Origin of the sequence: Enterococcus gallinarum (assembly GCF_021496385.1) — a bacterium.
In the GTDB taxonomy this organism is placed as follows: domain Bacteria; phylum Bacillota; class Bacilli; order Lactobacillales; family Enterococcaceae; genus Enterococcus_D; species Enterococcus_D gallinarum.
On sequence record NZ_CP050816.1, the window covers coordinates 681,460 to 706,187 of the forward strand.

Consider the following 24,728-nt stretch of genomic DNA (forward strand, 5'->3'; position numbering starts at 1 on the left):
TGAATTCTTCTTGTGTTTAGCAAGGATATAGATACAGATTGATATAATAATAAAAACCAGAGATACTTATTGCAGGAAGTATACAAATTATGCGCAAAATGTGTATAAAAGTGCAGGCTGTTTGGTCAGAATAACAACTGAAAGTTTTCGGAAAAGAATTGAAGGGAAATTTCAAAAAAACTGCGAAACACGTTGACATGTGGCGCTTAAGACGGTATTATGTTATATGGTATTGTTTGCCCCACGAGAGCCCCGGAAACTCAAGTGTATGTCAAACATTCGTGAAATTGAATTGGAGGAAAAAAATCGTGCGTACAACATATATGGCCAAACCAGGCGAAGTAGAACGTAAATGGTACGTAGTAGATGCAACGGATGTTCCTATGGGACGTCTTTCAGCAGTTGTGGCATCTATCTTACGTGGTAAAAATAAACCAACATTCACACCTCATGTGGATACAGGTGATTTCGTAATCGTCATTAATGCAGAAAAAATCAAATTAACAGGTAACAAAGCAAGCGATAAAATTTATTACCGTCACTCAAACTTCCCAGGCGGATTGAAATCAGTCTCTGCGGGAGAACTACGTGCTAAAAATTCTCGTCGTTTGATCGAAACTTCTGTTAAAGGCATGCTTCCTAAAAACACTTTAGGACGTAAACAAGGAATGAAACTTCATGTTTATGCTGGCGCTGAACACCCACATGCTGCACAACAACCAGAAGTATTGGACATCACAAACTTAATCTAATAGGAGGGAATTTCATTGGCACAAGCTCAATATATCGGCACAGGCCGTCGTAAAAATGCAGTAGCTCGCGTACGTTTAGTACCAGGTACTGGTAAAATTACTGTTAACAAAAAAGATGTTGAAGAATACATTCCACACGCTGACTTGCGTGAAGTAATCAACCAACCATTCGGCGTTACAGAAACTAAAGGATCATATGATGTTTTTGTAAACGTAAATGGTGGTGGATATGCTGGACAATCAGGTGCAATCCGTCACGGTATCGCACGTGCATTGCTACAAGTAGATCCTGATTTCCGTCTAGCTCTTAAACGCGCTGGTTTACTTACTCGGGACGCACGTATGGTCGAACGTAAGAAACCAGGTCTTAAAAAAGCTCGTAAAGCATCACAGTTTTCAAAACGTTAATATCCTTTATATATCAACGTTCAAGACGCTTTCCAATTATTTGGAAAGTGTCTTTTTTTATATTTAGAACACATTCTAGAACACATTAATTAGATTTTTGTAATCCTCGCTGAAGCGCTTCGAACACAGCTTTATCAACTAAATCAGGTGTATTCACATAAATTTTTGTAGTTGAAATACCTGAATGTGTCAAAGCGTTAGAAATTTGATTCATATCAGCCCCACCTTGTCTAGCTAAAGTTGCGTAAGTATGTCGAAGTTTATGAGGAGTTAAATGAACCAAATGGGGATGTCTTTTTTTTATAGAATTAATTCGATAATTTAAGTAATCAGTATGGACTGGACAATTTACTTCACCAGAAGGTTTGGAGTAACTAAAAAGATATTGGTCAGGTGTCTGTTTAATTTTCAACTTCAATAGTTGTTCAGCTTGCACTGATTTCCATTCTTGCAATAGTGTCATTACAATTTCCGGAACTTGGATAATAGTATCTTTTCGACCTTTTGTAAATTTCTTTTTTGTGTGTTTATCCAAGGCATATTTAAGACGGACTGTTTGGTTTTCAAAATCAATGTATTTCCATTGCAAAGCATAGGTCTCACTCTTTCTATCCCCAAGATATAAAGTAAGCATAAAAAGAGTGTAATCGTGAAAGGAAAGTAATTGATCATTGAAATCATCTCTTACAGTGTCTAACCAATCAGTGAGTTCTTTCGAAGATAAAGCTTGTTTTCCTTCTCGTATTCTTTTTTCTTCCAGAGCAACTTTCTTAGGTGCAGTAATACTTTGAATTATTTTTGTTGTACGATTAAATTCAATATAATTTAGAACCTCTGCAATATCAAACATGGAACGAACATAGCATTTAATGATTTTTATGTTTGCATATTCCTTCGACTTTTTTGTGAGTTCATCTGATATTATTTCGGTATTTGCATTAAGATAGCTCATGGCATACTCACCAAATATAGGCAGAATATGCAATCGAAATAAATTCTTTGTATTAATGATGGTTATATCGCTTGGAGCTTTATGGGATCTAGTAGTTTGCCCTAACTCATATCTAGGAAGCCATTTAGATTTATAAAACTCCTTGAATTTTATTTGACCTTTGAGCTCTAATGAATTTGCATTCTCCTCTCTTAAGACTTTTGCGATTTTCTTTTTCATTTCATTTTCGGCTTTAATAGCCAATTGCCTAGTTGGAAATGTTTTTTGGAATTTTTCTGAACTGATACCTGTAATTTCTTTAAATTTTTTTGGATATCTCAAATTAGTTTTATATTTTCCATTTGAAAGCTTCGTAGGCAACTTCCTCACTCCTTAATAAAAAAGTAAGGCAGTATATTTCGCTACTTTTAGTATATGCAGTCAAAAGTAAAATTCAAATCTTTTTGAACGTATCCATAAAGCCTTTGATATCTTCTACATCAAAGCGAATTATACCGTCTATTTTTATTACGGGAAAATTATATATACGAATCCATTTATCTAAAGTATTGTTATCAATTCCTAAAAACTCACAGGTTTGTTTTTTGTTTAGATAGACTATTGATTTAATAAAATCATCCCCTTATAAATGAACTAAAATTTTTGAATTGCCTTGGGTAAGCACATAGGAATTTCACCTCTCCCCAGTTTACGGCGAGCCTTACGGAAGTATCATTATCTACTGCTATTGTCATGGCATTTTGTCTTCCCAAAACAAAAAGAAATCTCTAAGTAGTTATCGCTAAATAGGTCATGGCGTACTTGAATTCTTAGCTCGAATAGCAGGGAACGTTATTCAAAAATTATATTTAATTGTCAATGGTCAAAATAGGAATATCATCCTAGTCACTATTAACACCGAAAAACCATATGAAAAGGAAACAAAAATGCTAAAAAAGATTTTAAAATTGGAAAACATATTTAGAAATGAACAATCATATTTTTTTGACAGATTATTTAGTTTTTCATAAACAGGTATGTAAAAATTTAAAATAATAAATTCTGATATTGAAATAAAGATAGAAAATTAAAAGGGATTACCTTTATTTTAATTCAAAAATTATGAAAAATAGGGTGGAGTTGCTGGAGAGAATCAATTAGGTTGTAGTATTAAGGATAACCAAGAGCTAAAGAACCATTTGCGCATATATTTGCATCTAAGCAGAAATTACTAAAATAAACTATCAAAAAGCCAACTGTTCTTTAGTTGGCTTTTTGCGATGTCACTACAATTCGAATGATTCTCTAGAAGTCAGGTCGTCCTGTTTTTCTTACCTAGATAGGCGTGCAATTGTTTCTGTGTACATACGACAGGTATGGTAAGGGGCCTTTCCAAGCGTTGGCGATATCTTCTGTAGAATCTGGTGTCCATCATTGATGAGGTAGGCATACCATTCACTGTTAGATCGAGTATCCACAAAGTTTCATTCTACCATTTCGAAGTGGTGAGTAGCCAATTCATAATAGACCTTACTATTAGTTAATTGATACAGGTTGTAAAAGCCGATGATTGCTTCTGCTAGCGTCCACCAAGTTTTTCGAGTCAAGGTTTGAAGGGTATTTGAATGATCACAAATGATTTTGTTGTTATCGAAGCCTTTGGTAGCTACTTGAGTACCAAGATTTTCAATAAATTGACTGACTTGCACATCTTTGATACTAGTAACAGTCAAAGTCCGTTGCAATACCCAAATGGTTTCAATGTCATGGCTAAAACTGATTTCTTGGCTTAGAGGACACCAATCAGCATTGAAAAATTGGAGGCAGTTTGCTGGGGTCGCAATCTTATCTGTAAAGACAATGAGTAATCTTTGCAAGGTAGTTTTTACATCGAATGTTGGCGTCGTCATGTAGAAATTTATATATGCCTCTAAAAAGTGCAAATGGGTATTAGTGGTAAAGTCTAGATCTGGCAAATCGCTGGGTCCGATTGATTGGGAGGGAACGGGCTACCAGTTGTGGGAAAAATCCTCCTGATAACCATTTGTAAGAGGGTCATAAGACTTCTTTTCGAGAAAACTAAAGAGCGTGGTTGCCATTTTTAATGCAGACAGATCATGAAAGTCTAAGTAATACTCGCTAAGAACATAGAGGGCAAAACTATTAGCATAAGTGGTTTTATTGGGATCAGAGAGTATTTCAGTTGCGGTTAGCTCCCAGAAGATCCCCTGGGTTTTCCTGGTCCCAACAGACTTACCGGAAAAATTCATAGGCAGGATTCGCAGCAGTCTTTAGGCTAGCTAAAAAAGACTCAGTTAAGGATTTGTCTTGTAAAATGCGGCAGCAATGACTAAAACTCCATAAATACCGGGCGTTCATCAAGCAGCTCTTATTAGTAGTGGGATCTTATCCCGACGACCGTAAAAACCATCATGAATTAGATCCATCTTACCTTGCCAGAAGGGGATGATTTTTTGAGTGAGCTGCGTGTACAATTTTTTCTTATCCAAAAAAGACCTCCAATTTTATTATATTTACTATATCATATTGTATAAATCATTATAATCAAAAGTATATATTTTTGTTGTTTTTTTCTTCTTCGTCCTTTATAATATAGAATTGAAATCGATTACAAAATAAAACGTGGAGAAGTGAAAAGATGGAAACTATCAATGGGATAACTTTTGGGTTTATGAGCCAACGGGGAGACTGGCAAGATCCAATGAGTCGAGAATCATTACGCATGATGAAAGAAGAGTTAGCTGCAAGTCATGTGATATTACCAATTACTGTCACACAAGCTCATCCTCAGTCTACCAAAATCGATTGGCAAAGTGACAACGTTTTAATAGATGCAGAAGTGAAAGGGATGATCGCTTACGCTCAGGGAATCGGGTTGAAAGTAATCTTGAAACCCATGGTCAATGTGGCAGATGGTACGTGGCGAGCGCACATCAATTTTTTTGATTACGATGTTCCCTGCGAGCCGACTTGGAGCCAATGGTTTGATTCCTATCGTGAATACCTGAATCACTATGCAAAACTCGCTGAAGAGACAGGGTGTGTCATGTTGGTAATCGGCTGTGAATTGGTTAATAGTGATCGACGGGAAGCTCAGTGGCGGGAAACTATTTCCCAGATTCGACAGCATTACAATGGTCTACTAACTTATAATTGTGACAAGTATCAAGAAAATAATCTAACTTGGTGGGATGCTGTAGATGTCATCTCTTCATCAGGCTATTATCCGATTGACAAATGGGAACAAGAATTGGATCGGATTGAACAAGTGGTAAATCACTACCAAAAACCTTTCTTCTTTTGTGAAGTGGGTTGTCCAAGTCGTGAAGGAAGTCAATATCTACCCAATGATTGGAGTTTTTCAGGGGAAGTTAGCATGATAGCGCAATCACGATGGTTTGAAAAGATGTTTACTGCTTGTGACAAGAGAAACTGGATTCAAGGCTTTGGTATTTGGGACTGGAAGGCGCGGTTATATTCGCGAGAGATGGCGCTCAAAGACGACGATTACGGGGTTTACGGTAAACCGGCTGCGGCGATCATTCGAGAATTTTACAAAAGTACAAAACAATATATATAAAAGTATATACTTTGAAATGGGAATGCAGTATTATATTTATGTAATCGTTTTCCATTTCTGACGTAACAGGCCATGAACAGTTTTTGGTAACAGCACTTTATTAATTTATAGGAGGAAGTAACATGAAGAAAAAAATGCTAGGTTCAATGATCGTCTTGGGAGTAGCAGGTTTAGTTCTAGGGGCATGTGGAAACAACAAAGATTCAGCTAATGACAAGGATGGTGGGAAAACTGAGACCATTACCTTCATCAACCACAAAACCGACTGGGAAACCAATGGAAAATGGGATGAATACATGACAAAATTCAATGAGAAGTACCCGGATATCAAAGTAGAAATTCAAACGATTACAGACTATGCTGGCCAAATTAAAACCCGGATGAATAGTGAAGAATATGGGGATGTTTTGATGATTCCAGGAGATATCAAGCCAGAAGATTATGGGAACTTTTTTGAACCACTTGGTAAAAAGGAAGAGCTCAGCAAAGAGTATATGGGTTTAAATGATCGGTCCTATGATGGCACGAGTTATGGCTTACCGTCACAGATGAACGCCACTGGGATGGTGGTCAATCAAAAGGTCTTCAAAGATGCTGGTATTGACGAATTTCCACAAACACCAGAAGATTTTGTAGCAGCATTAAAAACAATCAAAGAAAAAAATACTGATGTGATGCCGCTATATACTAACTATGCGGCTGGTTGGACATTATCAAACTGGGACTTTGTTCGCAGTGGTGCTTCTGGTGATAAAGACTTTACCAATAAGATGACTTCAGACAAAGAGCCATTTGCAGCGGGTAAAGTGATGAATACGATTTATAAAACCCTATACGATGTTAGCAATCAAGGGTTGATTGAGGCTGACCCAACTACATCTGATTGGGAACAATCAAAAGTAGATATGGCTAATGGTAAGATTGGGATCATGGTTTTGGGAAGTTGGGCGGTACCACAAATCAAAGACATCAATGCTGATACTGCTGAGGACATTATCTTCCAACCATTTCCAATGACTGCCGAGGATGGTAAACAATATTTGCCAATTGGAGCAGATTATAACTATGGGATCAACGTTCATAGTAAGCACAAAGAAGCGGCGCGCAAGTTGATCGACTGGTTAGTCAATGAATCAGACTACGCGGAAGAAAACGGGGGCTTGTCAGCAAAAATTGGAGCAGATTATCCAGAATCATTGAAGGCTGCACAAGATGCTGGGGTTGAGTTAATTGAAGAAAATCCAGCACCAGCCGGAAAAGAATCATTGTTTAGTTCAATCAATGACCAATCTGAACTAGGTTTGGGTACGACAGATGCTGAAAAGCAACGAATCATCGATGCAGCAGTTGGTAACTCTAACGAAAGCTTCGAAGCTATTATGAAAGACTTCAATACACGCTGGTCAGATGCGATAGCAGAAGTGGGAGAGTAAAATTTTTTTAGAAGTCACCCTAGCAGTTAGGAAAAGACTTTTGATTGATAGCAAATAAAGTTTTGATTGTAGGCACTAACTTTTGTCTGGCAACTTGTGCCAGGCAAAAGCACAGTGTCGTAAAGAAAACTTATCTTGGTAGTAACTTCTTTTGCAGGAGTACATAGCGATTGCGGACCGTGGTCGATATGAGGGGTTTTAGAATAAGGAGGAGCCAACATGAATAAACAGGGAGAGTTTACCATGAATAAGACGGTGAAAAAATCCCGTTTTAGCCAAAAAACTGAAAAAAGAATCTTGATCTTTACTTTTACCATTATTCCGGTATTTTTATTATTAATGTTATCTTATTATCCTTTAGTGAAGATGTTCCAGTACAGTTTGACAGAGTGGAATGGTTATTCCCCAGACAGTAAATTTGTCGGACTAGATAACTACAAGACAGTCTTAACCAATCCAAAATACTTTACCGTTTTTAAAACCAGCTTGTATTACTTCTTTGCAACTTTTTTGCAATTGGGTGTCGCTTTATTGTTTGCAACGATTTTGTCCTTTAAGGTCAAATTTGCTAATTTTTGGAAGGGGATTTTGTTTTTCCCTTATTTACTAAATGGGGTAGCAATTGGATTTATTTTCTTGTACTTCTTTAAAGGTGATGGAACTTTGGATACAGTGCTATCGGCGCTAGGTTTGGAGAGTCAAATTCGGCTATGGTTAGGAGATCGCTCCATCAATAATATTTCTTTGGCCTTTACTTCCTTGTGGCGTTATACCGGCTTTAACTTTTTGATTTTTTTAGGAGCAATCCAGTCGGTCAATCCAGAAGTTTATGAAGCAGCCGAAATAGATGGGGCTAATCGTTGGGATGAGTTTCGTTATATCATCGTACCGAGTATTCGCAAAATCATCTTCCTAAATCTGATTTTGGGCATAAGCGGCTCCTTGAGTGTCTTTGATATTCCATATATTATGACTGGAGGATCCAACGGCACCATGACCTTTGTAATCCAAACCATCGATACTGCCTTTAAGTATAATAAAGTTGGTTTAGCTTCAGCGATGGCAGTTATTTTACTCGTGATTGTCTTAGTGGTGACGTTGATTCAACGGAAATTTATTAGCGAGAAGGAGGCATAGAAGATGAAAAGACAATTTTCTATCGGACGTATACTTCAATATTTGATTTTGATTATCGGGGCAGTGGTTGCCGTACTACCAATCCTGGTAGTTTTTATTGGCTCTTTCAAATCCAATAATGAATTTTTGTCTACCAGTGTCTTGTCGCTACCAAAGTCATTGGACTTTAGTAATTACAAAACTGCGTTTATCAATGGTCAGATGTTGACAGGTTTTAAAAATACGTTGCTTATTTTTTCAATTAGTATGGTAGGTAAGCTTTTGTTAGGCTCGATGTTTGCCTATGTTATGAGCCGTTTTGATTTTAAACTGAAAAAGCCGATTATGGCTTTGTTTATGATGGCAATGTTGATTCCTGGCATTACTAGTCAAGTAGCGACGTTCCAAATCATTGAAGGAATTGGCTTGTTCAACACGATTTGGTCAGTTATTTTACTAAATTTGGGAACAGATGTGATTTCCATCTATGTTTTTTTGCAATACTTAGATGAAATCCCAGTCTCTCTAGACGAATCGGCCTATTTGGACGGGGCCAACTATTTTGGTATCTTTTGGCGGATTATTTTACCGAACTTAAAGGCACCTATTGTCACTATGCTAATCATCAGCGGTGTGGGTGTTTACAATGATTTCTATAATCCATTCTTGTATATGCCCGATCGTAAACTAAAAGTGATCTCCACGGCACTCTTTGCATTCAAAGGCCCTTATGGAACCAACTGGCCAGTGATCTTAGCCGGGGTAATTATTGTTATTTTACCGATTTTGGTTGTCTTCTTGGCTTTGCAAAAATACATTTACAATGGTGTTGCTGGTTCTGTGAAATAAGCTTACCGGAAAAGGAGGGTTACTGGTGACCGAGAAGTCCAGTAAATTAGTAGTTGCAGTGGAATTACTCTATGTCCTAGTAAAGTGTTCCTTGCATTTTTGGGGCTGGTTAGTCACTGGTGGCTTTATTTATGGCTGGGTTAGTAGCCATAAAAAGTTAGTTTTTTGTGTCGACCATCCAGAAGCCTTACAAGAAAAGCTCTGTCGACTAACCAAGAAGCTACCACCTACGAAACTGTGCGAAAAAGTGCTATCTGTGGGCGTATTTTTGTCCTTGGCGATCTTTTTATCTGGTGCGTGGCTCGGTAGCACTTCACTAGGCTTGTTTTTTAAAGTTACTGGGGGATTATCTTTGCTTCTTTTCTTACTCTATAATGCACACTGGGTCTTGGGAACAGCGACGTATGACGAAATGAAGGAAGCTCCTGTTGCTATTGGGTATCAGCTATTACTTCAGACATTACGACCCAGTTTGCTAAATGGCTTCATCTTGGGGACCTATGCCTTTTGGATCCTATTATTGCTGGTCAGTCCCTTGCTGTTTTTCTTGGTGGCTCCTGGCGGAGTGGCCTATTTACTGAAAAAAGGCTCGCAAAAATTTCGTGAAATGGAAGGAATAAATCATGATTAGTGTCAATCCTGAAAGAAGAGAGTTTCACCTAAAAAATCAGAACATTAGTTATATTTTTCGGGTAATGGAAGAGTTAGACGTCTTGGAACAACTCTATTTTGGAAGTAGTATTCCTATTTATGATCAATATGATTTTTTGATTGAAAGAGAAATACGTCCCGCTAACAACCAAATCAAGCAAAACTACACTACTTCGTTGGAACATATCAAACAAGAAGTGGGCCTCTATGGTACCACTGATTTTCGCTATCCCATGCTACGGGTACGCTATCCAAAAGGAGATCGTATTAGTCACTTTACCTATCAACACTATCGGATTGAATTAGGAAAACAGGCACTTTCTGGCTTGCCTGGCAGTTTTGGTGAAGCGGGGGAAACTTTAATTATCACCTTGCAAGATCGTTATTCACCTTTGCAAGTCGAGCTTTACTATACCTTGTTTGGTGAAGAATCTGTAGTGACCAGACAAATGAAGATCATCAATCCTAGTGAGACGACCTTTGAGTTATTGGACTGTCTGAGTTTTAATCTGGATCTTCCAAATCAGCACTATGATTGGCTACACTTGGATGGAGCTTGGGCGAGAGAAACCCAGATTAGTAGAAATTCCATTGCTTATGGTGTGCAAGAAGTCGCCAGTACTCGTGGAGCCAGCAGTCATGTCCACAATCCTTTTATGGCTGTTTGTGAGTCCAATGCGACGGAAGAACAAGGAAAGATCTATGGCTTTAGCTTAATTTATAGTGGCAATTTTGTGGCACGTTTGCAGCTGGATACTTATGACATTTTGCGAATTCAAATGGGTATCAATCCTTTTGAATTTGCTTGGCAATTAACTCCAAAAAGCACATTTTTGACACCGGAAGCAGTACTGGTGTATAGTGAGGCCGGTTTTAATGGTATGAGTCAAAGCTTCCATCATTTTTTCCAAGAGCACTTGATATCATCTCGCTGGTCTCATAAGCAACGACCTGTTTTAATCAACAATTGGGAAGCCACTTATTTTGATTTTGACAGTGAGAAATTATTACAAATCGCTGAAAAAGCAGCAGCAATCGGTGTGGATCTGTTTGTGTTGGATGACGGCTGGTTTGGTACTCGGAATAGTGATAACGGCTCTTTAGGTAATTGGCAGGTGCAGCTAGCCAAAATACCAGAGGGGATCTCTGCCTTTGCGACGAAAATCAATCAATTAGGTTTGGAATTTGGGCTGTGGTTTGAACCCGAAATGATTTCTACGGATACACCCTTGTATGAGATGCACCCTGAGTGGGTAATTGGTAATTCTGAGAAGCAAATCTCTCATGGACGGAATCAGTTTGTCTTGGATTTTAGCAACCCAGAAGTGGTGGAGACAATTTTCCAGCAAATCGATTGCGTTCTTGCTTGTGGCAAAATTACATACCTGAAATGGGATATGAATCGTTATATTTCAGAACCATTTTCCAATTACCTCGCCGATGGTAATCAAGGAGAGTTGTTCCATCGCTACATTTTAGGTGTTTATGACCTGTATGAAAAAATCTTAGCAAAATACCCCGATTTGTTGATTGAATCCTGCGCTGGTGGCGGTGGCCGTTTTGATCCTGGGTTACTCTACTATGCACCCCAGACTTGGGCCAGTGATGATACTGATGGGGTCGAACGCTTGAAAATTCAATACGGGGCTTCGATGGTTTACCCATTAGCTAGTATCGGTAGTCATTTGTCACAGATTCCCAATCATCAAGTAGGGCGTTCGCCAGGACTGACTTTTCGTAATCAGGTAGCGATGTTTGGTACTTATGGTTTGGAGTTGGATATTACGAGGATGTCAGATGTAGAGCTACAACAGGTAAAAGCAGCGATTGCCACCTTTAAAGAATACCGAGAATTGATCCACGAGGGGCGTTTTTATCGTCTCAATAGTCCTTTTGATAATACCCAGTGTAGTTGGATGGTAGTTTCAAAAGATTTGAGTGAAGCTTTGGTGGCGGATTATCAAGTGTTGGGTAAACCGAATCCGGCTTATCGTCGTTTATTATTGGCCGGTTTAGATTTGGAAGCTAATTATCAAATCAATCAACTGCCACAATTACGTTCCGGTAAGGATCTTTCTAGCATTGGCTTGATTATGGGTGGCAACTATGTCGGTCGAGCAAAAGACTATTGGTCCCGTCAATTGCCGGGGGATTATGCGTCTCAACTGTATCATTTACGACGAGTAGATAAATAATTTCAAAAGGACAGTGGCTGGCTATTTCCATTCGGTAGCAGATAGGATAAGATATTAGGATAAGCCATAAGTGGAGGTAACATGACGATGAAAAAATATATCCTTATTTCCAGTGATATCCGTAAGAAGATACTGGAAGGTGTATATCAAGCAAATCAACAAATTCCCTTCGAAAAAGATCTTTGTGTGGAATATGACGCTAGTAAGATGACGGTGAAAAAGGCCTTAGATATGTTAGTGTCAGAGGGATTGATTATCAAACGTCGTGGATCCGGTACTTTTGTCAAGGATTTGGCGACCGATGAAATAGAACGAATTGCGGTGGCTAATCAGTTTCGTGGGACGACTGCTCTCAATCCAGGAAAAGAAGTTAAAAGTAAAGTTTTGGAGTTTAAGGTAATAGAAGCGGATAACTTGGTAAAAAATAAATTAAATATGCAGGAAGATACTTTCGTGTATGATATTTATCGGGTGCGTCACATTGATGGCAAGCCGTTGGTTATGGAAAAAATGTACATGCCTATCGATTTGATTCCTGGTTTGAAAAAAGCCAATATTGAAGGGTCCATTTATGAATATATTGAAGAAGATCTCGGTTTGAAAATCCAAAGTGGGCATCGACGCGTCAGTGTCCGAAAGGCGACTGAAATCGAACAACAGTATCTAGAATTGGATTCGGGAGATCCGGTGGCAGTGGCAGAGCAAATTGCTTATTTTGATACAGGCATCGCTTTTGAGTACTCCATTTCAGTTCATCGTTATGATAGTTTTTCGGTGGAGTTTGTCTTAACGAGAGAATAAGTAAGCGGAAAAATCCTCTTTCCGCTTTTTATTTTGATTTTCAAATTTTAAAAGTATATACCTAAAAATAAATAACTACTTACAATGAAAATTAGTGTAGGTAAGTAGACTGAGAAAGTAGGGGGAATTCTTGAGTATTTTAGCAATTGATATTGGGGGTACGAGTATCAAATATGCTCTGTGGGCAGCAGAAGCCTTGACCGAAAAAGGTTCCTTTGTGACACCCGTGACTTGGGAGCAAATGAAGATGGACCTAAAAGCCACTTTGCATAATTTAACCAGTTGTAGTCAGACACCGATTGAAGCGGTGTCGATCAGTGTACCCGGAGCAGTGGACAGTGATCAGGGGATTATCGGGGGCTACAGTGCGATCCCCTATATTCATAAAATTCATTTTGTTGCAGAATTAGAGGAGTTATTGGAAAAACCTGTCTTCGTGGAAAATGATGCCAATTGTGCAGGGTTAGCAGAAGCCTTTTATGGTGCTGCCAAAGATGCCAAAAGTTCAGTTTCTTTTATCATTGGATCGGGAATCGGTGGAGCCGTGGTGTTGGAGCGGAAACTAGTCAAGGGGCATAACTTATTTGGAGGCGAATTTGGCTACATGTTGGCGGAAAATGGACAAACGTTAAGTGAGTTAGCCAGCCCTGTTCATGCTGCAAAGCGCTATTGCGAACAGAAAGGTTTGGTATCAGGTATTACAGGTCGAGAACTATTTGATATTGCTGACACTGGAGATCAATTGGCTCAACAAGAAGTTCAACAATTGTTCCGAGCCTTGGCGATTGGTATTTATAATGTTTGCTTGGTCATCGATCCTGAAGTAGTCTGTATCGGTGGTGGCATATCAATGCGCAAAGATCTATTGGCTCCGGTAAAAGCCCAATTATGTTTGTTACAACAACATCATCATTCAGAGGACCAACGAATTACTGTGAAGATTTGTCAGTTTCAACAAGATGCTAATCTGATAGGAGCAGTGGCAAACTATCACTTACGAAAGGAGCAAGTTTAATGTATGCAATAGATGCAAAAAAAAGGTGGCAAAACTATCAAGGGAGTCAGCGAAAGCCTGCTGATTTTGAAGCTTTTTGGCAGGCAGGGTTTCAAGAGGTAGATGATTTGGGGACAGACTATCATTTAGAGCCTCATCCCTTGAATTCTTCAGTAGCAGAAGCATTTGATTTAACTTTTACAGGTGTTCAAGGAGCCACCGTCCATTGTCAACTCATTCGGCCTAAACGTCTGCAAAAAAAGTCTCCCCTCTTGCTTCAATTTCATGGGTATCACTCAGATGCTGGGGATTGGTCAGACAAGGTCGCTATGGCTGCTGAAGGCTTTTGGGTAGTGGCACTCGATGTTAGAGGACAAGGTGGTTTGTCAGAAGATGTGGGATTGACCACGAAAACCAGTCTGAAAGGGCATATAATCCGGGGAGTGGAGTCTGGACCAAATGATTTATTTTATCGAAGTGTGTTTCTCGATATTTACCAGTTGACTCGGCTAATGGTAGCAGAACCCCAAGTGGATACCAGCCAACTGTATACCTATGGTGCGTCACAAGGAGGAGCTTTGGCGTTGATTTGTGCGGCTGTTGCTCCGGAAATCAAGGAATCTTTTGTTTGTTATCCGTTCCTAAGTGATTATCGCGAAGCTTATCGCTTAGATGTAGAAAACTCCGCCTATGAAGAGTTGGCTTATTGGTTTCGCTTTAAAGACCCCTTGCACCAACGAGAAGAAGCTTTCTTTGAAACATTGGATTACATTGATTTGCAATACTTTGCTCCTTGGATCAAAGGGAAGGTGCATTGGGCAATTGGCCTTGCAGATACAGTCTGTCCACCGAAAACCCAGTTTGCTGTGTACAATCAGCTAAGTAGCGCAGCTGACAAAGAAATGCTATTTTATCCAGAGTATGGCCATGAATACTTGCCAAAATTTGGCGATCATATGCGGCAGTGTTTAGCCGACGTTTTGAGAGAAAAGGAGTAGAATGCTATGTTGACATTTCCAAAAGATTTCTGGTGGGGTGCAGCCACATCTGGTCCCCAATCAGAAGGCCGTTTTCAAAAGAAACATGCCAATATGTTTGATCATTGGTACGATATTGAACCTGAAGTTTTTTATGACCGAGTGGGGCCAGATATGGCTTCGAACTTTTACAATAGCTACCGAGAAGATATCGCATTGATGAAGCAAACGGGATTGAATTCCCTTCGCACCTCGATTCAATGGACCCGTCTCATCAAGGATTTGGAAACCAATGAAGTGGATCCAGTGGGTGTTGCTTTTTACAATAATGTGATTGATGAGTTCCTCTCTCAAAATATCCGACCGATTTTTAACCTCCATCATTTTGATTTGCCAGTGGAGCTTTACCATAAATATGGCGGTTGGGAATCGAAGAAAGTTGTCGATTTGTTTGTGGGATTTGCTGAACAATGTTTTGCTTTGTTTGGTGACCGTGTGAAAGACTGGGTGACCCACAATGAGCCGATGGTGGTAGTAGATGGGGAGTACTTGTTCCAATTTCATTATCCAAAATTGGTGGATGGCAAGAAAGCAGTACAAGTGGCATACAATTTAAATCTCGCTTCCGCTAAGGTCATGGCGAAGTTTCGCGAAATGGGTCAACCACAAGCTGGTGGCCGGATTGGTACCGTGTTAAACTTGACGCCAACTTACGCAGCTTCAGATGCTGAAGCAGATCAAGAGGCAGCCCGAATTGCCGAACTGTGGAACAATAAAATGTTTCTCGACCCAGCCATCAAAGGGGAATTTCCTGTGGAATTGCTAGAATTGCTGACTAAGGATGGGGTATTGTGGCAGTCAACTGCTGATGAGTTAGCTTTGATTAAGGAAAATACTGTTGATTTTATCGGAGTGAATTTCTATCATCCAAACCGGGTCAAGACACCTGACATTGCTCCAAATTCAGTGGGTGCCTGGATGCCTGATCGTTATTATGATGCATATCAAATGCCTGGCCGTCGCATGAATATTGACAAAGGTTGGGAAATCTATCCCAAAGCAGTGTATGACATTGCCATCAATATTCGCGATAATTATGGCAATCTACCTTGGTTTGTTTCTGAAAATGGCATGGGGGTTTCTCGGGAAGAACGCTTTATGGATGAAAAAGGGCAAATTCTAGACGATTACCGCATAGAATTTATCAAAGAGCATCTCCAATGGTTGCATAAAGGGATTGAAGAAGGTTCCAACTGCTTTGGCTACCATCTATGGACTCCTATCGATTGCTGGTCCTGGAGCAATGCCTACCGTAACCGCTACGGCTTAATCGCTAATGATATTCACACTCAGATTAAGACGATTAAGAAATCTGGGGAATGGTTTAAGACATTGGCGGAGAATAATGGTTTTTAAGAAGATTTAGGAGGGAGGAGTGAATTTGTTTTCAAAAACTCCTTTGTGTTGGAGTAAATGGAAAATCTGAACGAACAATAGGGTTTATTGATGAAAAGTCATTCTAGTTTCTTCAGTGCTTTGTCAAATGGTGTTGTTTTGACCAAATCACACTTTAGGAAATGCTTTGGCATTTCCTTTTTTGATGTACCCTGCACGGGTAGCAACTTTGTAGCTGATGGAATCTGAAGGAAACCTAAAGCAAAAAATTATATCATAGTTCATCCATTTTATAACTAAATCAAATATCATTCGAATTCAAGGAACAGTGGATGTGTTTATTGCGATAGGTGGTTCTTTTGGAGGCGCAATAATAGCTTTGTTAATATTTATTTACCTTAACAAAAAGACCAATAAACATAGCTAATAAAGTTCAAGTAAAGAGATATACTGCATCCAACGATATTTTTTCATAAAGTTATTCTTAACTTTATGATTCTTGATTTAGATCAATGCCAACACCAACTTTATTTCCTAAAATAGGACCATAAAAGTGAAAAGGAGTGACTTCAATATGTCAGATTACAAAAAAATTTACGAAACAACAGCGACTAATACCGGTGGCCGTGATGGAGTGAGCTATTTAAATGATGGATCATTTGAAGTGAAGATTTCTACACCTAAAGAAATGGGAGGATCTGGGAGTGGAGTAAACCCAGAACAATTATTTGCTTTAGGATACAGTGCTTGTTTTCACGGGGCATTAGAAATTGTTAAGGGTCAACGTAAAATTCATCAATCTTCACAAGTTACACATACAGTAAAATTATACAAAAAGCCAGACGATGTGGACTTTAAATTAAGTGTTGAGATTCAAGTTGCAATTCAAGATTTAGATTTAGAAGAAGTTCAAAAAATTGCTGAAGAAGCGCATAAAGTTTGTCCATATTCTAAAGCAGTAAAGGATTCCATTGAAGTTTCAGTACGCGCTGTTCTTTATGATGCAGATAAAGAAAAATAAGTATAGAAAATCGTTCACTGATGATATTACATGAGTGAACGTTTTTTTATGCTATACTAACCACAAAAAGAGGAGTAGTAAGAACATGATTGATTTCACAAAATATGATCATTGTATAAGTACAATGCCTTTATTTCAGGGATTGTCCCTCACTGAAATTCAATTTATCCAAAGTGATATTACAGAACAAGCTTTTTCTGCAGGACAGTTTATCTATCAAGCAGAAGATATACTTGAATCTCTTTATCTTATTCAAGAAGGAAAAGTAAAAGTTTATCGCTTAGGTTCTTCAGGTAAAGAACAGGTGATTCGTATTTTAGAACAGGGTGATTTTGTGGGCGAGCTGGCATTATTTGAAGAACAACATTATGGATGCTTTATAGAAGCAATATCACCAACTAAAGTATGTACCATTCAAAAGGACAACTTTAAGCGGATTTTACTATCGCATCCCCAAATAGCTCTAGAACTTTTATCAGAAATGGCGAGACGTCTTGATAATACAGAACGATTAACTGTAGGAATCACGACTGAAAGAGCAGAAACACGCTTAATTCAGTATTTGTTAGAAGAAAATATAAAGCAAAATACAGAGCAGATAAAATTGGAAACTACGAAAAAAGAACTTGCTTCTTATTTAGGGATGACTCCAGAAACACTTAGTAGATATTTAACAAAACTCACTAGGAATAATCTAATAAAGCAGCCAATTCCTAATATAATCGAGTTAACAAATGTAACTGAATTGAAAAATTTAATGGATAAGGTGAGGTAGATAAGAAGAAAGGGAGAAGCAAAATGCATCTCCCCAAAATGAGCTTATTCCTTGATTTCAAATTTTGAAATTGCTAGATAGACTGCAATCATACATTCTTGATAACAATCTTGATCGTATTTTCCGTTTCTCCACGATTTTTTGTGCATCAACGAGCTGAATCTTTTAAGAATGGCTTCAATGGCTTCTTCATTTCCAGCTTTTGCTAAAATAAAATCTTCTTTCAGTGTATTCATAGACCATCTTCCTTTCCATAAATTTAAATATTATTTATGGGAGGTGGTCGTATTAAAAGTGAAATCGAGTAAGTTTTAAATAAGCATAATTTTCTCCTGTTTTATAATTGGACATTTTTTTCATCTCTAAACTTCTATTAATCATTCGATTGTAGAAATCATCTATACATTCAGAAATATCTTCTTTCTTGTAATAGACATTTTCCATAACTGTACCTAAATCAGCTAAATCTGCATTTTTGGGGTCTAAAATAAATAATTTAGCTTTTGTTCGTAGTAGGGCTTCAATAATTGTAAGAATGAAATATGTCTTCCCACCACCGGTACCGGGAGCGTCAATAATTTTGTGTAAATGATTCTTCCCTACTGCAGATTGTTTCTAATTCTCAATCAGTTGGCTTAGCATTTGTTCGAGTTCGCCTTCGGCCTGTTGAAAGCCTTTATGACTGCGACCTAGGAATTTTTGGTTGTAAGTATCAAAAGACGAGACTAAGAAACGTTCCATCGACTCTTCGTTTTGGAACTGTTCCTTGCGGTGGCTGTATTTCTTGATTTGCTTATTAAAGGATTCAATCAAGTTCGTAGAATAAATACTCTTGCGTATGGCCAAGGGGAAATCATAGAAAGTGAGCAAGTGATCGTTCGAAAGAATCGATTCAACCACTTTTGGATAGCTGGTTTTCCATTTTTCCGCAAAAGCACCACGTGCTTCCAACGCCACCTCTTTAGATGAGGCTTGATACACCATTTTAAAATCATCACAGACTTCCTTACGATCATCGACACGCACTTTGTGACTGATATTACGGGAAACGTGTACACAACAATGTTGAAAACGAGCTTTGGGATAGAACCGACTAATCGCTCCTACCATCCCCTTTAAGCCATCCGTGATGAACAGGAGGACATTTTTCAAACCGCGCTCTTGAAGGTCCAATAAAATTTCCTCCCAAATCGTGATGGATTCAGTCGGTGCAATCGCATAGCTCAATACTTCCTTTGATCCGTCCGGGCGAATGCCAACTGCGATATGAATAGCTTCCTTGGCGACGGTTTTCCGCTTTAACGGAATATACGTTGCGTCCATATAAATAGCAGCATAACGGTCATGAAGCTCCCGCCCTTTAAACGCCGTTACCTCTTCTGTAAATGATTTTGTTATATTGGACATGGTTTGGGGCGTGTAGTAATGCCCATACATTTTCTCAATCAAGTCTGCGATTTCCGACATGGTAATACCTTTTCGGAAGAGGTGAATGACGGTCTCCTCTAACGTGTCATTCGTCCGTCTATAAGCAGGAACAGTCTGTTGCTTGAACTCACCATTGCGGTCGCGCGGAATCTGGAGATGAAGTTCCCCATACTCGGTCTTGACCGTACGGTCATAGGAGCCGTTACGAGAATTACCCGTGTTAAAACCAATGCGATCATACTTTTCGTAATCTAGGAAAGCCGTTAACTCCGTTTTGAGAAGCGTATTGACTGCTTTCTCCAAATGGACACGGAATAATTCATTCAAATCGCCTTTGTTCGCTAGAGTCTTTAGAATTTCTGTAGTAAAATCGTTCATAGGGAAGTCCTCTCTTCTGTGAATGTGTTGTGGTAACTCTATTCTACAGAAGGGACTTCCTTTTTTCTATTTACACAAAATATTTTACACTCTCGAAGCAATTAAGCTCTACTGAATGTTTTAAACTGTCATAAAATTTGTAAATGCTAGGTAAATGAAGTGAAAAAATGTTGGTCATAGAATATGGTTTTAAGTGGAATGAATAATACATTGTGTTCTATGGTTGCGCTGGTTGGCAAACAAAGAGAGTAGTTAAAAATGAAGAAAATCAGTAGAATTTTATGGGTAATGGTAACAAGTTGTTTTGTGTTTCTATATACAGAGAAGAGTACTAATGCAAAAGAAGTTTCCATTTCAGAAGCAGACATCAGTGAAAATTATTCTGAACAGTCTGCTGTTGAAATAACTGATGAAAGCTTAGCCAATTTAGCTTTAAACTTTGCAAAAGAATTTAAAGGAACTGAAGATTTGGTTGTTTCTTCTATAATTCCCATTTATGATACAGAAGAAAAAATTATTTCTTATAGTGTAGATTTTATTAAAGAGGGTGTGACACACGGTTACGTTATAATTGATTTAAGAATGGAAGGTACTTATATTGCTCAATTTTCTATAGAACTTGGATCAAAAAGTTTATATGATTTTTAGCAGATAAATCACAAATGAAAGTTGATAATACTGAGGAATCTTATTTAATTGAGACTTTTCCCACTGAATATAATTTAGTTGTAGAAGACAAAGATTCAGTCATCAGTACCAACGGTGAGAACTTTTCACTAAATGAATTTGAAAAGTATGTAGAAGAAGTACAGCCTGTTGCTGAAATGGAAATAGAACACTTTTCTAGATATAATTCTCGTTCTACAAAGTATGACCATGCAAGCGCGGTATTTAGTAATTATCCAAGTAATTTACACTTGACAAGTGCACATTATTTAGCAATGTTTAATGCGCTATCCCAGAGTAGATCTGAAAAAGCCACTGGGAAATACGCTTGTGCAGTACATGCATTAGCAACTATAAGTTCTTCCTATAGATTCTTTAATTCTGGAAATGATTCGGAATTAAAGGTGGCATACAATTCATTGTGGAACTATTCAGGAACTACCGTATCTTCAACCAATAATGGAATCTCTTATGGAGGGACACAACCTGACCAAATTGGACCAGCACTAGTAAAATACGCAAAAGATAAAAGTGTTAGTTTAACATATCAGAGAAAAGTGTCTCCTTCGTTTTCGGATATCCAAACGAAAATTGCACAGAGTTATCCAGTAGCATTTACTTATTTTTACTATAAACCTAACGGAAGTATTGGAGGACATACGGTATTTACCCAAGGGGCATTATCGGGCACTATGAATGGGGCACAAGCAAACTTTATTGTAGTGGCAGATGGTTGGTACGAAAATGCTACTTATTTGAATTACAGTACGATTCCAAAAACTTTACAAAGTTACGAAATTTCAAGTTGGACTGGAAAAAAATTATTTCAATAATAGCAAAAAATTACTATGATCATTTTGCGGAGTCATTTTTAGTAAAGCTACCATTTTTTGAAAACAGTTTTTGTATGAAATGTCTATATTTTCAATGGTCAAAAGAATAAATATAATCTTAATAAATAAGACGTTCCCAAAATCATAATCGGTTTTAGGAATGTCTTATTTATTTTTAGGATAAAAAATCACTCATTTCCACCAGACTATCCATCTTTTTCATCCCCTATGTTGAAACTTTTCCTCAATGCACAATATTCTTCACCCAAAGATCGGATCGAATCAAACGATACCCAATCCCACTCTTGATCAGCTCTGCTAGTTGGCAGAACAAGTAGACTAAGACAATCGAAAGACTGGTGTGAGTGCTTAATACAAAGGCTAGAGGCAAGACGATCACCCAGGTAAAGACACTGTCAAATAAGAAGGTGATCAAGGTTTGCCCACCTGAACGTAAAATAAAATAGCTGGCATGATTAAAGGCGTACATAGGCATACACAGTGCGGCGACTTTGATGAATTGACTCGCCAGATGTTTGACTTCGGGTTCGGTTTGATAAATTTCTGGAAAGAATGGTGCGACTAGGATCATCAAAAGACCAAGTACAAGACAACTCATGACGGAAAAGAAAAGCAGCTTCCGGGCGCTGTCTTTGGCTTCTTCAAATTTAGCGGCTCCAAGAAGTTGCCCTACCATGACCGCAACGGCACCACCAAGGGCCATATAGACAATATTGAACAAATTGGAGACGGTGGATGAGATGTTCAAGGAAGCAATCACTGATAGTCCTCGAACAGAATAAGCTTGAATAATCATTGTCTGCCCGATCGCCCAAAGGATTTCATTTGCCATCAATGGCGATCCTTTACGCAGAATCTGTTTCACCAAATGCAAAGGGACATGGAATTGATGGTAGACCCGAATGGCAAACGGATTCTCTTCCTCATGGCGATGTACCCAATACATCGTAATAGCACATTCGACGATGCGGGCAATCAATGTGGAGATCGCGGCACCTCGCACCCCTAAAGTGGGGAAGAAAAACAAACCAAAAATCAATAAGAAATTCAATGCTGTGTTCGTGACGACAGCGATACTGCTGGCAAACATCGGCACCATGGTTTTGCCCATTTCTCGTAAAGAACTGGCATAAGCTTGAGAAATAGCAAAAAACGGCAGACTAAACAAAAGAATAACTAGAAATTCTTTGGCAGACGTCAAAGCAAGTGTCAGTTCCCCACTGTCACCGGTACCGTGTAAATATAAGCGAATCAAAAAATCTTGGCAAAAGAACAGCAGCCCCATCGCCAACAAACAAATCAAAAGATTGCCCGCTAACTTGAAACGAAAGGCATCTCGCATCCCTTGATAATCCTTTTTCCCATAAAATTGGGTACCAAAAATACTACCGGCAGAAACAATGCCAAAGATACTTAAGTTAAAAACGAAAATTAGTTGGTTAACGATCGCCACGCCAGACATTTGGGCCGTTCCGATTTGTCCTACCATTAAATTGTCTAATAAACCGACAAAATTAGTGATGGCATTTTGGATCATGATCGGAATGGCGATCGTTAAAACAGTCCTGTAAAAAGCTTTGTTTCCAATAAATTTTTGCATGGTTCCTCCATAAACAATAAAAATTTCGATATGTTCAATTAGTATAGCAAAAAGTGATTCGAGAAAAAAGAAGAGTTCTATGATGAGAGGATTAAGAAAGAAGTTTTTAGCGTATCGTCTCCTCAACGAAAGATGCTGGTTACAGAATGTGGAACATGCAAAGCTTATTCCATTCTACTAGAATAGTTATCTTAGGTAATGATGGTCTGTTCCATTGGAAGGGTCTTTTTTACGTACTTCTAGCCTAGATTTGCTGATATGGATTATAAATTTTATACTCTCTACAAAGCTTGTGAGATCGATTGCTGGGAGTTTACACTAGCTTGGTAATATGTCATATATATTTGACAGAAAAAGAGATAAGTAGTACGCTTGTGTCACATATATATGACTAAATAGGAGAAAAGAATGAATAGAGTCCGAGAATTTCGACAGAAGATGAATTTATCTCAGAATGCTTTAGCTAAAGAGATTGGGGTGGCAAGACAAACGATCAATTTGATTGAAAATAATAAGTATAATCCTTCTCTTGATTTATGTATTAAGCTTGCTAAAGTACTGCAAACGGATTTAAATTCTTTGTTTTGGGAGGTTGAAAGTGATGAAGGCTAAAGAAGGATTGGCAGTAAAAATAATCAAGCGGTTTTATGGTATTTCTGGTGTCTTAGATGAATACAAAAAAAGCCAAGTAGAACATATTGGCAATAATGCGTTTATGCTGATGTTTGGGTATACGCTGGTTGCTAATTTACTGGTAACGGTTTTTGCATCTAAGAAACCAGAGCTGGCGTTATGGATTTTTATTGGCTGTAATATATTCTTTACAGTCTTTATCGTTTGCGGTTATGTTCTGTTTGCCACGGCACGCTTAAAATTGACAGAAAACGAAGTAGAAGCCAAAGAGATGGCAAAAGAAAAGAAGAAGACGATTCTTAAAGGAATTGGACTGGGTATCTACTTTGCAATTGCGATTCACTTATTGAATGGAGTACTTAGTATGATGGTGGATGAAGAAGATTTCCTTCCATACATCGTTTCACCAGCCAGAATCGTTGCTTCCATTGCCGGAGGTTGCTTTTTTGGAGGTATGATGTATCTTGTGTTGCGGTTAAGGTTGAAAAAAATAGAAGAATAGTGAAAAATATTTAACGAACAGTCAATCAGAACCATAGTAAAATATAGCTGGGAGCGGCTGAAATCAAGCGAGTTGCTTTCTTTTTTTATTGTTTGTCTTGAAGGGAAGTAGGAGGGAGGCTATCAACGTGAAAAAGATGGTAGCTAATGAAAAGATCGATTGGTTGTATTCGATTATTTTTTTCTTGTTAGGCTTGTTTCTGTTATTTGTATGTAAGGTATTTGACTTTTATTATGAATGGACCTCTTTCTTAGGGTTTATGGTGGTCATTTCTTCGATCAATGTACCAACGGCTCTCAGAAGAAAAAAACAAATCAGAAAAATCGATGAACTAAGAAAAGAATTGAACTTATCGATTGAAGAAGTAAGAGCGATGGCTGACATTGGAAAGTATGATTTGGTGAATTGGGACTGGAAGAATGCATTTATCTCCCCTAGGAAGTTGTATTTGTTAGAGGACACTTTGGAAAAAATGTATCTAATAAAATTCGGCAAAGAGTTTGAAATGAAGTAGGCGAGTACAAATGGAAGTAGTTTTAATGACAAATGGCATAGCATTAGTGGGTTTTCATTGGTTCTCAAGTGTATTGATCTTGAACTGTTTCTTCTCCTGATTCAATAAATAGCTGTTCAAAGTTAATCAAGATGGATATGTCTAACGGTTTCATTGATGCACAATTACCAGATTAAATAACAATCAATCGAGAAAATGAACACGTTCATATCCTATTTCCTGGCACTTTCCAAAAGTTGGAAAGTGTTTTTTGC

Annotated in this window: 25 protein-coding genes and 1 pseudogene; 19 read left to right on the forward strand and 7 right to left on the reverse strand. The window is 38.2% G+C overall.

Annotated features, from left to right (window positions below; translation table 11 throughout):
* Positions 1-305: 305 nt before the first annotated feature.
* Together rplM and rpsI are read left to right on the forward strand one after the other, a co-directional pair.
* Positions 306-752 (forward strand): 50S ribosomal protein L13, encoded by a 447-nt coding sequence (gene rplM / locus HED61_RS03270; protein ID WP_301337271.1) that lies wholly within the window; start codon positions 306-308, stop codon positions 750-752.
* Between the two features lie 15 nt (positions 753-767).
* Complete coding sequence (gene rpsI, locus HED61_RS03275; protein ID WP_003128901.1) at positions 768-1,160, forward strand: 30S ribosomal protein S9; 393 nt, start codon at positions 768-770, stop codon at positions 1,158-1,160.
* Between the two features lie 85 nt (positions 1,161-1,245).
* Here the strand turns inward: rpsI and HED61_RS03280 are convergent, their stop codons facing one another.
* The 3 genes from HED61_RS03280 to HED61_RS16895 form a co-directional block, all read right to left on the reverse strand.
* Entirely contained in the window at positions 1,246-2,472 is a 1,227-nt protein-coding gene (locus tag HED61_RS03280) for a tyrosine-type recombinase/integrase (protein WP_029487389.1), read from the reverse strand.
* 1,103 nt (positions 2,473-3,575) lie between these two features.
* Positions 3,576-4,001, reverse strand: coding sequence for an AGE family epimerase/isomerase (locus tag HED61_RS03285; RefSeq protein ID WP_034705361.1), 426 nt, complete (start codon positions 3,999-4,001; stop codon positions 3,576-3,578).
* 468 nt (positions 4,002-4,469) lie between these two features.
* Entirely contained in the window at positions 4,470-4,601 is a 132-nt protein-coding gene (locus HED61_RS16895; protein WP_021150757.1) for a hypothetical protein, read from the reverse strand.
* A 149-nt stretch (positions 4,602-4,750) separates the two neighbouring features.
* On the opposite strand from HED61_RS16895, the gene HED61_RS03290 reads away from it, so the two are divergent.
* The 12 genes from HED61_RS03290 to HED61_RS03345 all read left to right on the forward strand — a co-directional run bounded on the left by HED61_RS03290 (position 4,751) and on the right by HED61_RS03345 (position 17,899).
* Positions 4,751-5,692 carry a glycoside hydrolase family 113 gene (locus HED61_RS03290; RefSeq protein ID WP_002372634.1) on the forward strand — a complete coding sequence of 314 codons (942 nt, stop codon included), beginning with the start codon at positions 4,751-4,753 and terminating at the stop codon, positions 5,690-5,692.
* Positions 5,693-5,814: 122 nt separating this feature from the next.
* On the forward strand, positions 5,815-7,125 hold the full coding sequence (locus tag HED61_RS03295) for an ABC transporter substrate-binding protein (RefSeq protein ID WP_003128918.1): 1,311 nt from the start codon (positions 5,815-5,817) through the stop codon (positions 7,123-7,125).
* A gap of 219 nt (positions 7,126-7,344) precedes the next feature.
* Positions 7,345-8,262, forward strand: coding sequence for a carbohydrate ABC transporter permease (locus HED61_RS03300; RefSeq protein ID WP_002320609.1), 918 nt, complete (start codon positions 7,345-7,347; stop codon positions 8,260-8,262).
* 3 nt (positions 8,263-8,265) lie between these two features.
* Entirely contained in the window at positions 8,266-9,090 is an 825-nt protein-coding gene (locus HED61_RS03305) for a carbohydrate ABC transporter permease (protein WP_002320610.1), read from the forward strand.
* Between the two features lie 25 nt (positions 9,091-9,115).
* On the forward strand, positions 9,116-9,721 hold the full coding sequence (locus HED61_RS03310) for a hypothetical protein (RefSeq protein WP_002320611.1): 606 nt from the start codon (positions 9,116-9,118) through the stop codon (positions 9,719-9,721).
* On the forward strand, positions 9,714-11,936 hold the full coding sequence (locus HED61_RS03315) for an alpha-galactosidase (protein WP_029487391.1): 2,223 nt from the start codon (positions 9,714-9,716) through the stop codon (positions 11,934-11,936). The genes HED61_RS03310 and HED61_RS03315 overlap by 8 nt, the downstream gene beginning before the upstream one ends.
* Positions 11,937-12,023: 87 nt before the next feature.
* Positions 12,024-12,737 (forward strand): GntR family transcriptional regulator, encoded by a 714-nt coding sequence (locus HED61_RS03320; protein ID WP_003128923.1) that lies wholly within the window; start codon positions 12,024-12,026, stop codon positions 12,735-12,737.
* A 130-nt stretch (positions 12,738-12,867) separates the two neighbouring features.
* On the forward strand, positions 12,868-13,752 hold the full coding sequence (locus tag HED61_RS03325) for an ROK family protein (protein ID WP_002372641.1): 885 nt from the start codon (positions 12,868-12,870) through the stop codon (positions 13,750-13,752).
* On the forward strand, positions 13,752-14,729 hold the full coding sequence (locus HED61_RS03330; protein ID WP_002372643.1) for an acetylxylan esterase: 978 nt from the start codon (positions 13,752-13,754) through the stop codon (positions 14,727-14,729). The genes HED61_RS03325 and HED61_RS03330 overlap by 1 nt, the downstream gene beginning before the upstream one ends.
* 6 nt (positions 14,730-14,735) lie before the next feature.
* The gene (locus tag HED61_RS03335) at positions 14,736-16,124 is read left to right on the forward strand and encodes a glycoside hydrolase family 1 protein (RefSeq protein ID WP_003128926.1); all 1,389 of its coding nucleotides are present in this window, start codon (positions 14,736-14,738) and stop codon (positions 16,122-16,124) included.
* Positions 16,125-16,677: 553 nt separating this feature from the next.
* A complete protein-coding gene (locus HED61_RS03340; protein WP_003128928.1) occupies positions 16,678-17,124 on the forward strand; it encodes an organic hydroperoxide resistance protein in 447 nt (148 codons plus the stop codon).
* 85 nt (positions 17,125-17,209) lie between these two features.
* A complete protein-coding gene (locus tag HED61_RS03345) occupies positions 17,210-17,899 on the forward strand; it encodes a Crp/Fnr family transcriptional regulator (protein ID WP_003128931.1) in 690 nt (229 codons plus the stop codon).
* A 44-nt stretch (positions 17,900-17,943) separates the two neighbouring features.
* On the opposite strand, the gene HED61_RS03350 is transcribed toward HED61_RS03345, so the two are convergent.
* The 3 genes and pseudogenes from HED61_RS03350 to HED61_RS03360 form a co-directional block, all read right to left on the reverse strand.
* Positions 17,944-18,135, reverse strand: coding sequence for a helix-turn-helix domain-containing protein (locus tag HED61_RS03350; RefSeq protein ID WP_002372651.1), 192 nt, complete (start codon positions 18,133-18,135; stop codon positions 17,944-17,946).
* Positions 18,136-18,205: 70 nt separating this feature from the next.
* A pseudogene (locus HED61_RS03355) lies at positions 18,206-18,484 on the reverse strand (ATP-binding protein); the annotation flags it as partial.
* Positions 18,485-18,514: 30 nt separating this feature from the next.
* On the reverse strand, positions 18,515-19,705 hold the full coding sequence (locus HED61_RS03360; RefSeq protein WP_002299749.1) for an IS256-like element ISLgar5 family transposase: 1,191 nt from the start codon (positions 19,703-19,705) through the stop codon (positions 18,515-18,517).
* 258 nt (positions 19,706-19,963) lie between these two features.
* Between HED61_RS03360 and HED61_RS03365 the strand changes: the two genes are divergently transcribed.
* Both HED61_RS03365 and HED61_RS03370 read left to right on the forward strand, forming a co-directional pair.
* Positions 19,964-20,353, forward strand: a complete 390-nt coding sequence (locus HED61_RS03365; RefSeq protein ID WP_003128934.1) for a hypothetical protein — start codon at positions 19,964-19,966, stop codon at positions 20,351-20,353.
* Positions 20,354-20,367: 14 nt separating this feature from the next.
* The gene (locus HED61_RS03370) at positions 20,368-21,204 is read left to right on the forward strand and encodes a hypothetical protein (RefSeq protein WP_003128935.1); all 837 of its coding nucleotides are present in this window, start codon (positions 20,368-20,370) and stop codon (positions 21,202-21,204) included.
* 244 nt (positions 21,205-21,448) lie between these two features.
* Here the strand turns inward: HED61_RS03370 and HED61_RS03375 are convergent, their stop codons facing one another.
* Entirely contained in the window at positions 21,449-22,825 is a 1,377-nt protein-coding gene (locus HED61_RS03375; RefSeq protein WP_029487392.1) for an MATE family efflux transporter, read from the reverse strand.
* Between the two features lie 408 nt (positions 22,826-23,233).
* Between HED61_RS03375 and HED61_RS03380 the strand changes: the two genes are divergently transcribed.
* The 3 genes from HED61_RS03380 to HED61_RS03390 all read left to right on the forward strand — a co-directional run bounded on the left by HED61_RS03380 (position 23,234) and on the right by HED61_RS03390 (position 24,474).
* Entirely contained in the window at positions 23,234-23,437 is a 204-nt protein-coding gene (locus HED61_RS03380) for a helix-turn-helix transcriptional regulator (RefSeq protein ID WP_003128937.1), read from the forward strand.
* On the forward strand, positions 23,427-23,960 hold the full coding sequence (locus HED61_RS03385) for a DUF3278 domain-containing protein (protein WP_029487393.1): 534 nt from the start codon (positions 23,427-23,429) through the stop codon (positions 23,958-23,960). The genes HED61_RS03380 and HED61_RS03385 overlap by 11 nt, the downstream gene beginning before the upstream one ends.
* 136 nt (positions 23,961-24,096) lie before the next feature.
* Positions 24,097-24,474, forward strand: a complete 378-nt coding sequence (locus tag HED61_RS03390; RefSeq protein ID WP_231455948.1) for a hypothetical protein — start codon at positions 24,097-24,099, stop codon at positions 24,472-24,474.
* The last annotated feature ends 254 nt before the right edge of the window (positions 24,475-24,728 follow it).